The sequence below is a fragment of the Aquitalea denitrificans genome (assembly GCF_009856625.1).
Lineage (GTDB): Bacteria > Pseudomonadota > Gammaproteobacteria > Burkholderiales > Chromobacteriaceae > Aquitalea > Aquitalea denitrificans.
In genome coordinates this window covers 455,564-469,583 of sequence record NZ_CP047241.1, presented here as the reverse complement: position 1 = coordinate 469,583, position 14,020 = coordinate 455,564, and the positions used below count along the sequence as shown (strand labels likewise).

Below are 14,020 nucleotides of genomic sequence, written 5' to 3'. Positions count from 1 at the left end.
GCACAAAGTACAGTTACCCATTCAGCACCAACGCTATGCTTATCAACTGTTTTTGGCCGACTATCCGTTCAATCCATTCAGCTTAGGGATATCAGCAATTAGCCTAAAACCAATCGCTTGCTAGGATGTAGGCAACAACAGGATCCAGACAGGGTCCGGAACAACGCTCAACCTCCGAACATCCGAGAACAAGAGACCAGACATGCAAGCCAGAACTCCGCTCTACTCGCGCCTGTACTTCCAGGTGCTGGTTGCCATTTCCATCGGCGTACTGATGGGTGCTTTCTATCCGGAAGCTGCCGCCAAAATGAAGCCGCTGGGTGATGCTTTCATCAAGCTCATCAAGATGATGATTGCCCCCATCATCTTCTCCACCGTGGTGGTGGGTATTGCCAAGATGGGCGACATGAAGGAAGTTGGTCGCGTCGGCGTCAAGTCCCTGTTGTATTTTGAAATCGTCACGACACTCGCGCTGGTAATCGGCCTGGTGGTGGTGAACCTGCTGCAACCGGGTGCTGGCCTGAATGTGGACCCACATACTCTGCATGCCAAGGAAATCGTCAAATACACGGCGGAAGCCAAGGACATGAATACCGTGGACTTCCTGCTGCACATCATCCCGGACACGGTGGTGGGTGCCTTTGCCAGCGGTGAAATCCTGCAGGTATTGCTGTTCTCGGTATTGCTGGGCCTGGCGCTTACCCGCATGGGCAGCAGCGGCAAGACCGTCATTTCGATGCTGGACGAGTTTTCCCATGCCCTGTTCGGCGTGATCAACATGCTGATGAAGCTGGCACCAATCGGCGCTTTTGGTGCCATGGCCTTCACCATCGGCAAGTACGGCGTGGGCTCGCTCAAGCAGTTGGGCTTCCTGATGGCCTGTGTCTATCTGACCTGCTTTGCCTTTGTCTTTGTGGTACTGGGTGCCATCGCCCGCTTCAATGGCTTCAGCATCTTCAAGTTTCTGGCCTACATCAAGGAAGAAATCGTGCTGGTACTGGGTACGTCTTCGTCCGAATCCGCCCTGCCGGGCATGATGAAGAAAATGGAACACCTGGGCTGCGCCAAACCGGTGGTGGGCATGGTGATTCCTACCGGCTATTCCTTCAATCTGGACGGCACTTCCATCTACCTGACCATGGCGGCCATCTTCATTGCCCAGGCTACCAATGTGCAGCTGAGTCTGGGTGAAGAGCTGGGCATCATCGGCGTGCTGTTACTGACCTCCAAGGGTGCGGCGGCAGTCACCGGCGGCGGTTTCATCACCCTTGCCGCCACCTTGGCAACACTGGGCGGCAAGCTGCCGGTAGAAGGCCTGGCTCTGCTGATCGGCGTGGATCGCTTCATGTCCGAGGCACGTGCCATCACCAACCTGATTGGTAATGGTGTGGCCACCGTGGTGGTGGCCCGCTGGGAAAAAGCGCTGGACCAGGACCGCATGCAGCGCGTGCTGAACGGTGAAGTGCTGCCGGAACCGGATGCCGTACCCGCCAAGCATTGATACAGCAGCAGATCCCACTTTCAGTCAGTTTACGGCCCGTCATACGATGGGCTGTTTTTTTGCTGGGCAAAGAACTCCACCAGGAAATCGACAAAAACCCGTACCTTGCCTGGCACATGGCGGCGCACTGGGTAAACCGCCGAGACATCCAGACACAGCAGGCCGAAATCATCCAGAATGGTTTGCAGCTGCCCGGTCTCCAATGCCTGCTGCAGCAGGAATTCCGGCTGGCGGGTAATCCCCATGCCCTGAATGGCGGCATCGGTGAGGATATCGCCATTATTGGCACGCAAGCTGCCTTTTACCCGCACCTTGCCAGTGCTGCCGTCCGGACACTGGTATTCCCACAGATTGGGCTGGCTGGTCAGGGTGTAGATCAGACAATCATGCTGCGCCAGTTCGTCCGGGTGCTGCGGCACGCCATGACGCAGCAGATAATCCGGAGACGCACACAGCCGGTCGCGCACTTTGGCCAGCGGACGGGCAATCAGGCTGGAGTCAGCCAGATTGGACACCCGGATTGCAAGGTCAAATCCCTCTTCCACCAGATCCACCTTGCGATCGTTCAGCGACAGCTCCACTTCAACCTGCGGATGCTGGCGCTGGAAGCCGGCAATCGCTCGCCCCAGAAAGCGCATGCCGAAAGAAACCGGTGCCGTCACCCGCAAGCGGCCACTAGCCTTACTCGCACCTTGCGACAGCAGGGCATCCAGATCCTCCAGCTCGGCAAGCAAGGCCCCGCCCTGCGCCAGATAGGTTTCACCTGCCTCGGTTAGCGACAGGCGACGGGTTGTCCTATGCATCAACCGGACGCCAAGGCGCGCCTCCAGTGCCGACACCAGCTTGGTGACCATGGCGCGCGAGAGATCCAGCCTGTCGGCCGCGGCGGCAAAGCTGCCCTGCTCCGCCACGGTGACAAATGCGCGGATTTCCGAGAATCTGTCCATATAATTTCCAATTAGTAAATAATTTCTTCATTTATAGCATATTTATTCAACCATCAGCTCATGGTCAAATGCCCTCATTGCAACAGCCCACCCCATACGGGCTTTAACCGCTACAGGAGCCTTACCATGCAAACCACCTCTCCAGCCCTTTCTGCCCTGATTCTGCGCGTATCCCTGGGCCTGATGTATCTGGCACATGGTGCCACCAAGCTGTTTGTATTTGGCCCGGCCGGTACCGCGCAGTTCTTTTCCAGCCTTGGCCTGCCCGGTTTTGTCGGCTACCTGTCGATGGCAGCTGAAATCGGTGGCGGTCTGCTGCTGATCCTGGGACTGAAAGCACGCTGGGTTGCGCTGGCGCTGGTGCCGCTGCTGGCCGGTACCATCGCACTGGTGCATGGTGCCAATGGCTGGATGTTCACCAATCAGGGGGGCGGCTGGGAATACTCAGCCTTCCTGATCACCAGCTCGCTGGCACTGTTCTTCATGGGTGAGCAGCCGGGCCGGGCAGCGCAACAGTAATCTGTCACGCCATTCCACACTTCACGCGATCCGTCCAGCCAGACGGGTCGCGTTTTCATTTCCCGCCGCGCTGCGCGCTTGCTCCACCGCCGCATCCCGCTATGCTGAATGGTTGCGGCCACCACGCCACTACTGTGGCATGGTGGCCGCAAGCAAGAATGCATTTTATTGACGGCCATCAAGCCAGTTTCACATCAAAGCTGTAGCTAAATTACAATATTGGCATCATACAGGCGTTGCAATCTGCCTACACATCCAGTGGCAAAAACAGGTTTAATCCTGCAATAACAATATTCTTGCGTTTAACAGGCTGATTAGGCACTTGCCTTACGCGCCGAGTTGCGGCTTAATCCTGCCCCAACAATCGCTCGTAATAAAATAACTGTTGCAATCAACTCCTGAGGAGTTTCACATGGGCTCTCCCGCGCCACGACTGGACATTCTGGCCCCCCTTTCCGGGTGGCTGGTCGCTCTGGATACCGTCCCCGATCCGGTTTTCGCCGGCAAAATGGTGGGTGACGGCATTTCCCTGGACCCGACTTCCTGCTCGCTGCTGGCCCCAGTCACCGGCATCGTCAGCAATATCCACACAGCACATCATGCGCTGACCATTACCTCGGACAATGGTGTCGAAGTGCTGGTGCATATCGGCATCGACACCGTCATGCTCAAGGGCGAAGGCTTTGTACCGCTGGTAGAACAAGGCCAGCAGGTGAAGGCTGGTCAGCCGCTGATCGACTTCGACCTCGACCTGGTGGCCTGCACCGCCCCCAGCCTGCTCACCCAGATCATCATCACCAATGGTGAAGTGGTGGAGAAGCTCACCTGCGCCAGCGGTCTGGTAGAAGCAGGCAAGAGCATCATCATGACGCTGGACCTGCAAGGCAGCGCAGAAGCCGCCAGCCAGGCCGAAGGCGAAACCCTGAGTTCGGAAACCATCACCCTGACCAACCCGGCCGGCCTGCATGCTCGTCCGGCAGCCGTGTTTGCCAGCGCCGCCAAACGCTTTGCCGCGGATATCCAGCTGCAACTGGGCGACAAGGTGGCCAATGCCAAATCCGTGGTCGGCATCATGGGCCTGGCTACCGTCAATGGCGATCAGGTGCGGGTACTGGCCACCGGTCCGGATGCCGCCACTGCCATTGCCGAACTGTCCCAACTGCTGCTGGACCGCTGCGGTGAGAGCCTGGACGAAGCGCCCGCCGCAGCTGCCCCGGCTGCTGCCCAGCCAGTGCAACAGGACAGCGCTGGCGTGCTGGCTGGCGTGGGTGCTTCGCCCGGCATCGCCATTGGCCGCATCTTCCATCACCGCCTGCAAGAATTCGACGTAGTGGAAGCCGGTGCCGCCGGCGTGGTGGAACAGCAAAACTTCACCCGCGCGACCGAAGAAGCTGCCGAGCAGATTGAAACCATCAAGGCCCAGCTGCAAGACCAGGCAAAGCGCGCCATCCTGTCCATGCATCAGGAACTGCTGCAAGACCCGGACCTGCTGGCCCTGACCTATGCAGGCCTTGCCGATGGCAAATCCGCCGCCTGGGCCTGGCGTGCCGCCTTCAGCGCCTACTCTGCCCGCCTGGAAGCGCAGGACAACGCCCTGCTGCGTGAACGCGCCAACGACATCCGCGATGTGGGCCGCCGCGTGCTGGCCTTGCTGGCTGGCGTCAAGCAAGCCGAGCTGGATGTACCGGCCGGTTCCATCCTGATTGCCGAAGACCTGGCACCGTCCGACACCGCTGCGCTGGACCCCAGCAAGGTACTGGGGTTCTGCACCCGCACCGGCGGAGCCACCAGCCATGTGGCCATTCTGGCCCGCTCGCTGGGCATTCCGGCCATTTGCGGCATCTCGCAAGCTGCGCTGGCTCTGCAAGATGGCCGTGAAGTGATTCTGGACGGCACCGCCGGTACCCTGAACATTGCCCCCACCGCCACCGAGAAGGCCGAGGCGGAAGCCGCCATTGCCCGCCTGGCTGAACGTCGTGCCGCCGAACAGGCCATGTCGCAACAGCCGGGCCAGACCAGCGATGGCAGCCGTATCGAAGTGGTGGCCAATATCCGCAATGCCGCCGATGCCCGTGACGCCGTGAAAGCCGGTGCCGAAGGCGTGGGCCTGTTGCGCTCGGAATTCCTGTTCGATAACCGCGACACCGCACCGTCCGAAGCCGAACAGGCTGCCGAATACTGCGCGGTGGCCCGCGAGCTGGGCAGCGATCGCCCGCTGGTAGTGCGCACGCTGGACGTAGGTGGCGACAAGCCGCTGTCCTACCTGCCGCTGCCCAAGGAAGACAACCCCTTCCTCGGCCTGCGCGGCATCCGCGTCAGCCTAGACCGCCCCGACCTGCTGCGCACCCAGTTGCGTGCCATTCTGCAAGCCGCTCCACTCACCCGCCTGCACATCATGTTCCCCATGGTGGCGTCCCTGGACGAACTGCGCGCCGCCAAGGCCATTCTGGCCGAAGAGCAGGCCAGCAGCGGCCATGCCGACGTCAAGGTAGGCATCATGGTTGAAGTACCGTCTGCCGCCATCCTGGCTGCGCGTTTTGCGCCGGAAGTGGATTTCTTCTCCATCGGCACCAACGACCTCACCCAGTACGTACTGGCGATGGACCGTGGCCATCCGCAACTGGCCAAGCAGGCCGATGCCTTGCACCCGGGCGTGCTGGCGATGATTGCCATGACTTGCGACGGCGCCCGTGCCCACGGCAAGTGGGTGGGCGTGTGCGGTGGCCTGGCGTCCGACGAACGTGCGGCCCCGGTGCTGGTCGGCCTGGGCGTGACCGAGCTGTCAGTCAGCACCCCGGCAGTGGCCAGCGTCAAGGCCACACTGGCGCGCTGGAGCATGGACGAATGCCGTACGCTGGCCCAACAGGTGCTGGCACTGGGCACGGTGGCTGAAGTACGCGCCCATCTGGCACAACAGGCGCGCTAAGCGCGACCAACCTGCCGTCCGGCTTTCCCCGGACGGTGCTGGCTCCCGGCCAGTTGAGCCGGACGGGAGCATTACGCAGGAATCACTATCATGTTTGATCAATCCTTCGCTTTTCTGCAGAAAATCGGCAAGGCACTGATGCTGCCCGTTGCCGTACTGCCGGTAGCCGGCCTGTTGCTGGGCATTGGTGCAACCGACTTCCACACCCAGAGCACCGTGCTGCTGGCCATCCTGTCGCTGATGAAAAACGCCGGTGACGTGATTTTCGGCAACCTGCCGCTGATCTTTGCCGTGGGCGTGGCGCTGGGCTTTACCGAAAACGACGGTGTGGCCGCCATTGCCGCCACCATCGGCTTCCTGGTGATGACCACCACGCTGGGCGTGATGGCCGGGCTGCTGGGCGTGAAACCCGACACCATCATGGGCATGCCGTCCATCCAGACCGGTGTGTTCGGCGGCATTCTGGCCGGTGGACTGGCGGCTTACATGTTCAACAAGTACTACCGCATCAGCCTGCCGCAGTACCTGGGCTTCTTTGCCGGCAAGCGCTTTGTGCCCATCATCACCGCGGTGGCCGCCATCGTGCTGGGTGCAGTGCTGTCCTTCGTCTGGCCGCCGATTGGTGGCGCCATCAAGACCTTCTCGCAATGGGCCGCCGTCAGCGACCCGCGCACAGCTGCCACCGTGTATGGTTTTGTCGAGCGTCTGCTGATTCCGTTTGGCCTGCACCACATCTGGAACGTGCCCTTCTTCTTTGAAATGGGCGACTTTGTCGATGCCAGCGGCAAGCACATCCACGGCGACATCAACCGCTTCTTTGCTGGCGATGCCACTGCCGGCGTGCTGTCCGGTGCCTTCCTGTTCAAGATGTTCGGCCTGCCGGCGGCTGCCATTGCCATCTGGCACACCGCCAAGCCGGAAAACCGGGTAAAAGTGGGCGGCATCATGATTTCCGCCGCACTGACTTCCTTCCTGACCGGCATTACCGAACCCATCGAATTTGCCTTCCTGTTCGTGGCTCCGGTGCTGTACTTCCTCCATGCCTGCCTGGCAGCATCGGCCCAGTTTGTGGCCAACTCGCTGGACATGCACATGGGCTTCACCTTCTCGCAAGGTGGCATCGACTTTTTGATGTTCAACCTGATCGGCAACAAATCGCACCACGCCTGGTATGTGTTCATCCTGGGCCCGATCTACGCCGTCATCTACTACAGCGTGTTCCGCTTCGTCATTCTCAAGTTCAACCTGAAAACCCCGGGTCGTGAAGACGAAGATGGTGCTGCACAAGATGCGGTCAGCGAAGACCAGCGCGCCCGCGCACTGGTACTGGCCTTTGGCGGTCGCAGCAACATTACCAATCTGGACGCCTGCATCACCCGTCTGCGCATTGCAGTGAAAAACCCGGCCCAGGTGGACCAGGCCAAACTCAAGGCCATGGGTGCATCCGGCGTGGTACAAGTAGGCAGCGGCATTCAGGCCATTTTCGGACCGCAATCGGAAAACCTGAAAACCGATATGGAGATCTACCTGAAAACTGCCGGTGACGATGCCGAACTGCCGGCCGCAGCTGCCAGCGCAGCCACTGCGGCAGTCCTTGCGCCGGCAGCGGTAGCCGCCAGCCCGGCCGACCCGCAACTGGCAGCAACTGCCGCCGCCATCCTGGCCGCACTGGGTGGCCGCGCCAATGTGCAACAGGTGGAAGCCATTGCCCACACCCGTGTGCGCGTGGTGCTGAAGCAAGCCGACAGCCTGAATGAAGCAGCCGCCCGAGAAGCTGGCGTAATGGCCTGCGTGCAGACCCAGCCTGGCACCTGGCATCTGATCGTTGGCGACAAGGCAGGAGCGCTGGCGCAAGCCTTGCAAGGCTGATCAGGCTCACCAGAAACGACAAGGGCTGCCTCAGGCAGCCCTTTTTTCATGGTGCGCCGGTAGCGCAGATGAGAACGCTTACAAGGCGAATAACTGGCGCAGATGCAAGGCCACGCCGGACTGCACATTACTGGCCACGGTTTGTGCCAGCGGCAGCTGTGATGCCAGCCGTGGGTGGGCATTGGCCATCACGCGCGGATGGCCTGCGGTTTGCAGCAGTTCGATATCGTTCTGGCCATCGCCAAACGCCAGGCAATCAGCCGTATCGATAGCCAGCTCGTCCAGCACCAGTTGCAGCGCATGGCCCTTGGATACGCCGGGTGCCATTACCTCCAGGCAATTGTCCGCCGAGAAGGTGATATAGGCACGCTCACCCAGGGCCTGATGCAGCTTGGCCTCGACGGTCAGCAAATGGGCATGGTCCGCAATATAGAGGACCTTGGCCACCCCTGCTCCATCATGCTGATGCAAGGGCGCAATCTGATAGTGCAGGCCGGAGTCGGCGTGCAAGTCCAGCAGGTACTGGTAGGGTTGGTCAATCAGCCAGGCATCGTCCAGATAGAAATTCAGCACGGTTCCCGCCGCAAATTCCGGCTGGGCAATACGGCGCACGATGGCAGGGTCCAGATTGCTGCTGTGGATCAGGCGATTGTCCGGGTCATGCACCCGCGCGCCATTGGAGCTGATCAGATAGGCGGATATCCCAAGTGCATCACGAATGCCTTTGACATCCAGATAATGACGGCCAGTGGCCAGCGCAAAGCGCAGACCGCGTGCTTCCAGTTGTTGCAGGGTTTGTGCGGTCAGCGCGTTGACGCAGTGGTGTTCATCCAGCAAGGTGCCGTCCAGATCGGAGGCAATGAAACGGTACACGGCAGGACTCCGCTTGAGTGTGGGAGCAAGCGATTTTACACCCACTGCCATGTAGCCGCAGGACTACACTGCAGCGGGAGCAGAAATGCAAAAAGCCAAGCATTGAGCTTGGCTTTTGCGTGAATTCTGGTGGCCAGTCGCGGAATCGAACCACGGACACGCGGATTTTCAATCCGCTGCTCTACCAACTGAGCTAACTGGCCGTCTGAACAAGGCAGTGAGTGGTGGCCAGTCGCGGAATCGAACCACGGACACGCGGATTTTCAATCCGCTGCTCTACCAACTGAGCTAACTGGCCATCGCTGCTACGCTTTCGCGTCATCAGAGCCACGCATTAAATCAGAACCGGCTCACTGCGTCAAGATATTTTTCAAAAACAGCCAGAATGCGGGGGAATTTTCCGCCTTGGCCTTGGCAGGCAAAAAAGCCGGCTCAGGGCCGGCTGGGTCAAGATCACTACACCGCATCGGCCTGCCGTGCCGGATGAGCAGTGGCAAAGGCAGGCAAGGCCGCCAGCGCGGCATCGATCCGGACAATGTTGGGATACGGCGTCAGATCAAGCCCGAAGCGCCGCGCAGCAAATACCTGTGGCACCAGGCAGGCATCCAGCAAACCCGGCACGTCGCCTGTGGCATATTGCGTCACCTGCGCCGTCAACTGCTGCTCCAGTGCGCCAAAGCCGGTGGCAATCCAGTGACGGATCCATTGCAGCTTTTCTGCTTCAGGCTGGGCCAGTACATTTTCCAGATATTTCAGCACCCGGGCATTGTGCAGCGGGTGGATATCGGCACATATGCTCAAGGCCAGCGCCCGTACCCGTGCGCGGGCAAAACGGTCGGCCGGCAACAGGGCTGGCGTATCCGGATAGGCCTCGTCCAGATACTCGCAGATGGCCAGCGACTGGGTCAGCAACTGGCCGCCATCCAGCAAGGCTGGCACCAGCCCTTGCGGGTTGAGCGCCAGATAGGCCGGATCGCGCTGCTCACCCTTGAGTAAGTTGACCGCCTGCTGCCGGTATTCCAGGCCTTTCAGGTTAAGCGCAATGCGCACCCGGTAAGCGGCACTGGAGCGGTAATAGCCATACAGGACACGCTCAGTCATGGGCGATCACCTTCTGATCGATGCGACCGAAAATGGAATGGCCAGCGGTATCCAGCATTTCTATACGCACCTGATCACCCGGCTGCATGAAGGGTGTGATGGGTGCGCCTTGCTCGATGATCTCGATCATGCGCTGCTCGGCCAGGCAGCAGGAGCCGGTGGCACGGTCGTGATTGGAAATGGTGCCGGAGCCGACAATGGAGCCTGCCGCCAGCGCGCGGGTCTTGGCCACATGCGCCACCAGTTGGGCGAAGTTGAACTGCATTTCCACCCCGCACTGCGGCTGGCCATACAACTTGCCGTTGTATTCCACCCGCAGCGGCAGATGTACCTTGCTGTCCTGCCAGGCGCTGCCCAGCTCGTCCGGCGTTACCGCCACCGGCGAGAAGGCGGTGGCAGGCTTGCTCTGGAAGAAGCCGAAGCCCTTGGCCAGCTCGGCTGGAATCAGGTTGCGCAGCGTGACATCATTCACCAGCATCAGCAGGCGGATATGCGTGGCGCAGTCGCCAGCCTGGCTGCCCAGCGGGACATCGTCGGTAATCACCGCCACTTCGCCTTCAAAATCCAGCCCCCAGCTGACATCGGCCAGCGGAATGTCGGCATGCGGCGGCAAAAAGGTATCCGAGCCGCCCTGATACATCAGCGGGTCCTGATAAAAACTGGCTGGTACTTCGGCACCACGCGCCTTGCGCACCAGCTCCACATGATAGAGATAGGCACTGCCGTCCGCCCACTGGTAGGCACGCGGCAAGGGGCTGTGGCAGGCGGACTGGTCAAAGCTGACCGCACCGTTGACCGGCCCCTGGTTCAAGGCGGCATAGACTTCCTGCAAGGCGGGCTCGCAGCGGCTCCAGTCATCCAGCGCAGCCTGCAGGCTGGCGGCAATATGCGGTACCGCAAGGGCATGGCTGAGGTCTCGGCTGACAACCATCAGCTGGCCATCGCGGGTGTGATTGCGGTAGGTGGCTAGTTTCATCGGTGTGCTTTCCTTGACGGGCGGTATGGCGTGTCGCTCCAGCCGCCCGGTGTCAGGTTCAGGTCTTGGGCTTCCAGCTGTCCACGTAGCCGGTCCACTCGACGGCAGGCAGGCCGGGGCCTTGCTCCAGCGCGCTGCGGGTATCAATCATCACCGCAACTTCGTCGGTGAATTTCTTCGGCTCGCTCATGGCCTTGGCAAAGGCTTTGGGATGCGGACCATGGGTGAAGCCGGCGGGGTGGAAGGTGAGCATGCCGGGCTTGATATTGTCGCGGCTGAAAAAGTCGCCAGCGTGGTAGAAGATGACTTCATCGTAGTCGTCGTTGTTGTGATAGAACGGCACCTTGAGCGCACCGGGGTCGGATTCGATCGGGCGCGGCACAAAGGTGCAGATGACAAAGCCGTCGGCCACAAAGGTGCTGTGTGCCGAGGGCGGCAGATGATAACGATGGCTCATCAGCGGGCGGATATCGCGCCAGTTGATGCGCGCCACCGCGACCGTGCCATGCCAGCCGATGGCATCCAGCGGATTGAACGGGTAGGTGACGGTAGACAGCACATTGTGGCGCTTGATCACCACCTGCCATTCGTCTTCGGTCTGTTGTGCCCTGAAGGCATCGTCGATGGCCGGGACATCCAGCATGGCTTCGTCAAAAATCGCATGCGGGCCGACAATGCCCTTGTCCGGCAGCTGATAAGCACCATTGCAGGCTTCAATCAGCAGCATGGTGGTGGTGTCAGCCGGTTCGATGCGCCAGCTGGTGGAACGGGGAATCAGGATGTAGTCGCCATCGCGATAGCTCAGATGGCCATAGTCGCAAAACAGCTCGCCACTGCCTGCATGGATGAACAGCATGTCATCGCCGTCACCATTGCGGTACAGCTGGGTCATGGCCTGGGAGCAGGTCCAGATGCGCAACTGGCACTGGCTGTTGTGCAACACCAGCGGGGCAGACCAGGGGGCTGCCACGTCCTTGGGCAGTTCGTTCAGGTCGAAGGCACGCGGCTTGAGCGGACCTTCCCAGGCCGACCAGCCGGTGGGCGGGTGCTTGTGATGCAGATGGGTGGCAGGGCCAAAAAAACCGCTGCGCCCTACTTCGCGTTCGTAAATGCCCTCTGCCGGCAGATCGGCATGGGCCTGGCGGGAGATTGTCCCTTCCCGGTGCGGGAATCCTATCCATTTACGCATGGGCCATTCCTTGCCTGCATGGCTGGCCGCCATGCAGGGAGTGCTGTGCACAGAGGCAGACGGCGCAACCATCTGCCACCTTGTCCTGCCTTGCCTTAATCCGCCTTCAGGACGCCACGGCGGATCTGGTCTTCTTCGATGGATTCAAACAAGGCACGGAAATTGCCCTCGCCAAAGCCCTCGTTGCCCTTGCGCTGGATGATTTCGAAGAAAATCGGCCCGATGACGGTTTCGGTGAAGATCTGCAGCAGAATGCCGGCACCTTCCACCGGTGCGCCGTCAATCAGGATGCTGTTCTTGCGCAGGCGGGCCAGGTCTTCGCCATGGCCGGCCACGCGGCTGTCCACCTTGTCGTAATAGGTGTCCGGCGTATCCAGGAAGCGGGTGCCGGCTGCCTTCAGCGTTTCCACCGTCTGGTAGATGTCGCGGGTGGTCAGCGCAATGTGCTGGATGCCTTCTCCGTGATATTCGCGCAGGAATTCCTCGATCTGGCTCTTGTCGTCGGAGGATTCGTTGATGGGAATGCGGATCTTGCCGCAAGGGCTGGTCATGGCCTTGGATACCAGGCCGGTGAGCTTGCCTTCGATGTCGAAATAGCGGATTTCGCGGAAATTGCCGATGTTTTCGTAGAAACCGGCCCATTTCGCCATATTGCCGCGGATAACATTGTGGGTGAGGTGGTCAATTTCATACAGCCCGACACCAGCCGGGTGCTGGTCCACGCCATCCAGCGGCAGGAAATCCACATCGTAGATATTGTGTGCCGGGCCGTAACGGTCGACAAAGTACAGTGCCGAGCCGCCAATACCCTCCACCGCCGGGATGTTCAGCTCCATCATGCCGATGGGGCGCACATAGGGTTTGGCACCGTGGGCCAGCGCATATTCATAAGCCTTGGCCGCATCCTTCACCCGCCAGGCCATGGCACAGGCGGACGGGCCATGTACCTTGCCGAATTCGTTGGCCGGCTGCGTGGGCTCGCCGTTGAGGATGAAGTTGATGTCACCCTGACGGTACAGGCTGACATTCTTGCTGCGATGCCGCGCCACTTCAACAAAGCCCAGCGACAGGAACAAGCGGCGCAAATCGGCAATACCTTCGGCTGTGGGGGCCGTGTATTCGACAAACTCGAAACCATCGGTTGCCAGCGGGTTATGCAGTAGTGCTTCCATTTTCATCATCTCTCCTCTTTGTTATCACAGCCAGGCACGCTGGATCACAGCATAGCCGGCTATGGCTGATGTGCATGACGGCAAGAAAATGACCGGGCAGACAGTAGACAACAGAGTGAAAGACAAGCCGGAAAACGAGGAGTGGGCTGGCTACGTGACGAAGCAACTTGGCACATGACACCACCGTCTTGAGCATATCAGCCAAGCGCGAGCCTGCCCGCAGCCAAGGGCAGAAACTGCTTCAGTTTCCCGGCGGCACGGTTTTGTGTGTCTCACCAGGCATCTCCTCTATCTTTGCCGACATTATCCAGTGATCTGATGCCACCGTGTAAAATGTCCAGGTTAGGCTTTTTATTCTAGGGAAAAAGCCTGGCAATTTTCTTGCGAACATTCCCCGGATACACAATAACTAGAAATATAATTTCAACAAATTAAAACCAGAGGAGTTTACATGCCAAGTCTTACGCTAGATAAGACAGACTTGCGCATCCTGTCCGAGCTGCAGCTCAATGGCAGGTTGACCAATGTGGAGCTTGCGGAAAGAGTAGCCCTCTCTCCTTCCCCCTGTCTCAGACGCCTCAAGCAATTGGAGGAGTCTGGTGTCATTCGCCAGTATGTGGCGTTGCTGGACCCGGCCAAAATCGGCCTTGGTTTGCAGGCTTATGTGCGCGTGGTGCTGGAGAAGCGTGGCAACACGCATGTACAAAGTTTTATTGATGCAGTCCAGCGCTGGCCGGAAGTTATCAATTGCTTTGCAATGACAGGGGAAATGGACTACCTGTTGCAAGTTTATTTTGAAGATCTGGAACACTTTTCACGTTTTGTGATGGATGAACTGTTACAACAGCAAGGTGTGGAAGATGTAAAATCCAGTTTCGTCCTGAAAGAAATCAAGCGCACGACCTCCTTGCCGCTCAGCCAGCTCAGAAGTCTTTAAGCCGGCAGGC

General features: G+C 59.6%; 11 protein-coding genes and 2 tRNA genes. 5 read left to right on the top strand and 8 right to left on the bottom strand.

Annotated elements, in window-relative coordinates; all coding sequences use genetic code 11:
- Nucleotides 1-202: 202 nt before the first annotated feature.
- A complete protein-coding gene (locus tag GSR16_RS02115; protein WP_159874932.1) occupies nt 203-1,501 on the top strand; it encodes a dicarboxylate/amino acid:cation symporter in 1,299 nt (432 codons plus the stop codon).
- Nucleotides 1,502-1,530: 29 nt separating this feature from the next.
- Here GSR16_RS02115 and GSR16_RS02110 read toward each other — a convergent pair whose 3' ends face one another.
- Entirely contained in the window at nt 1,531-2,448 is a 918-nt protein-coding gene (locus tag GSR16_RS02110) for a LysR family transcriptional regulator (RefSeq protein ID WP_159874931.1), read from the bottom strand.
- Between the two features lie 126 nt (nt 2,449-2,574).
- On the opposite strand from GSR16_RS02110, the gene GSR16_RS02105 reads away from it, so the two are divergent.
- The 3 genes from GSR16_RS02105 to ptsG all read left to right on the top strand — a co-directional run bounded on the left by GSR16_RS02105 (nt 2,575) and on the right by ptsG (nt 7,762).
- On the top strand, nt 2,575-2,967 hold the full coding sequence (locus tag GSR16_RS02105) for a DoxX family protein (RefSeq protein ID WP_159874930.1): 393 nt from the start codon (nt 2,575-2,577) through the stop codon (nt 2,965-2,967).
- A gap of 412 nt (nt 2,968-3,379) precedes the next feature.
- On the top strand, nt 3,380-5,893 hold the full coding sequence (ptsP, locus tag GSR16_RS02100) for a phosphoenolpyruvate--protein phosphotransferase (protein WP_159874929.1): 2,514 nt from the start codon (nt 3,380-3,382) through the stop codon (nt 5,891-5,893).
- A gap of 90 nt (nt 5,894-5,983) precedes the next feature.
- On the top strand, nt 5,984-7,762 hold the full coding sequence (gene ptsG / locus GSR16_RS02095) for a PTS glucose transporter subunit IIBC (protein WP_159874928.1): 1,779 nt from the start codon (nt 5,984-5,986) through the stop codon (nt 7,760-7,762).
- Nucleotides 7,763-7,840: 78 nt separating this feature from the next.
- On the opposite strand, the gene GSR16_RS02090 is transcribed toward ptsG, so the two are convergent.
- From GSR16_RS02090 to hppD, 7 genes are all read right to left on the bottom strand, one after another.
- The gene (locus tag GSR16_RS02090) at nt 7,841-8,635 is read right to left on the bottom strand and encodes a Cof-type HAD-IIB family hydrolase (protein ID WP_159874927.1); all 795 of its coding nucleotides are present in this window, start codon (nt 8,633-8,635) and stop codon (nt 7,841-7,843) included.
- 127 nt (nt 8,636-8,762) lie between these two features.
- Nucleotides 8,763-8,838, bottom strand: a tRNA-Phe gene (locus tag GSR16_RS02085).
- Between the two features lie 19 nt (nt 8,839-8,857).
- Nucleotides 8,858-8,933: transfer RNA gene (locus GSR16_RS02080), tRNA-Phe, on the bottom strand.
- Between the two features lie 158 nt (nt 8,934-9,091).
- Nucleotides 9,092-9,736 carry a maleylacetoacetate isomerase gene (gene maiA / locus GSR16_RS02075; protein ID WP_159874926.1) on the bottom strand — a complete coding sequence of 215 codons (645 nt, stop codon included), beginning with the start codon at nt 9,734-9,736 and terminating at the stop codon, nt 9,092-9,094.
- Entirely contained in the window at nt 9,729-10,712 is a 984-nt protein-coding gene (locus GSR16_RS02070; protein WP_159874925.1) for a fumarylacetoacetate hydrolase family protein, read from the bottom strand. The genes maiA and GSR16_RS02070 overlap by 8 nt, the downstream gene beginning before the upstream one ends.
- Nucleotides 10,713-10,770: 58 nt before the next feature.
- Nucleotides 10,771-11,901: a homogentisate 1,2-dioxygenase gene (locus tag GSR16_RS02065; RefSeq protein ID WP_159874924.1), complete on the bottom strand. Its 1,131-nt coding sequence runs from the start codon at nt 11,899-11,901 to the stop codon at nt 10,771-10,773.
- Between the two features lie 95 nt (nt 11,902-11,996).
- Nucleotides 11,997-13,079 carry a 4-hydroxyphenylpyruvate dioxygenase gene (gene hppD / locus GSR16_RS02060; protein WP_159880700.1) on the bottom strand — a complete coding sequence of 361 codons (1,083 nt, stop codon included), beginning with the start codon at nt 13,077-13,079 and terminating at the stop codon, nt 11,997-11,999.
- A 445-nt stretch (nt 13,080-13,524) separates the two neighbouring features.
- Between hppD and GSR16_RS02055 the strand changes: the two genes are divergently transcribed.
- Entirely contained in the window at nt 13,525-14,010 is a 486-nt protein-coding gene (locus tag GSR16_RS02055; protein WP_089085887.1) for an Lrp/AsnC family transcriptional regulator, read from the top strand.
- Nucleotides 14,011-14,020: the final 10 nt, after the last annotated feature.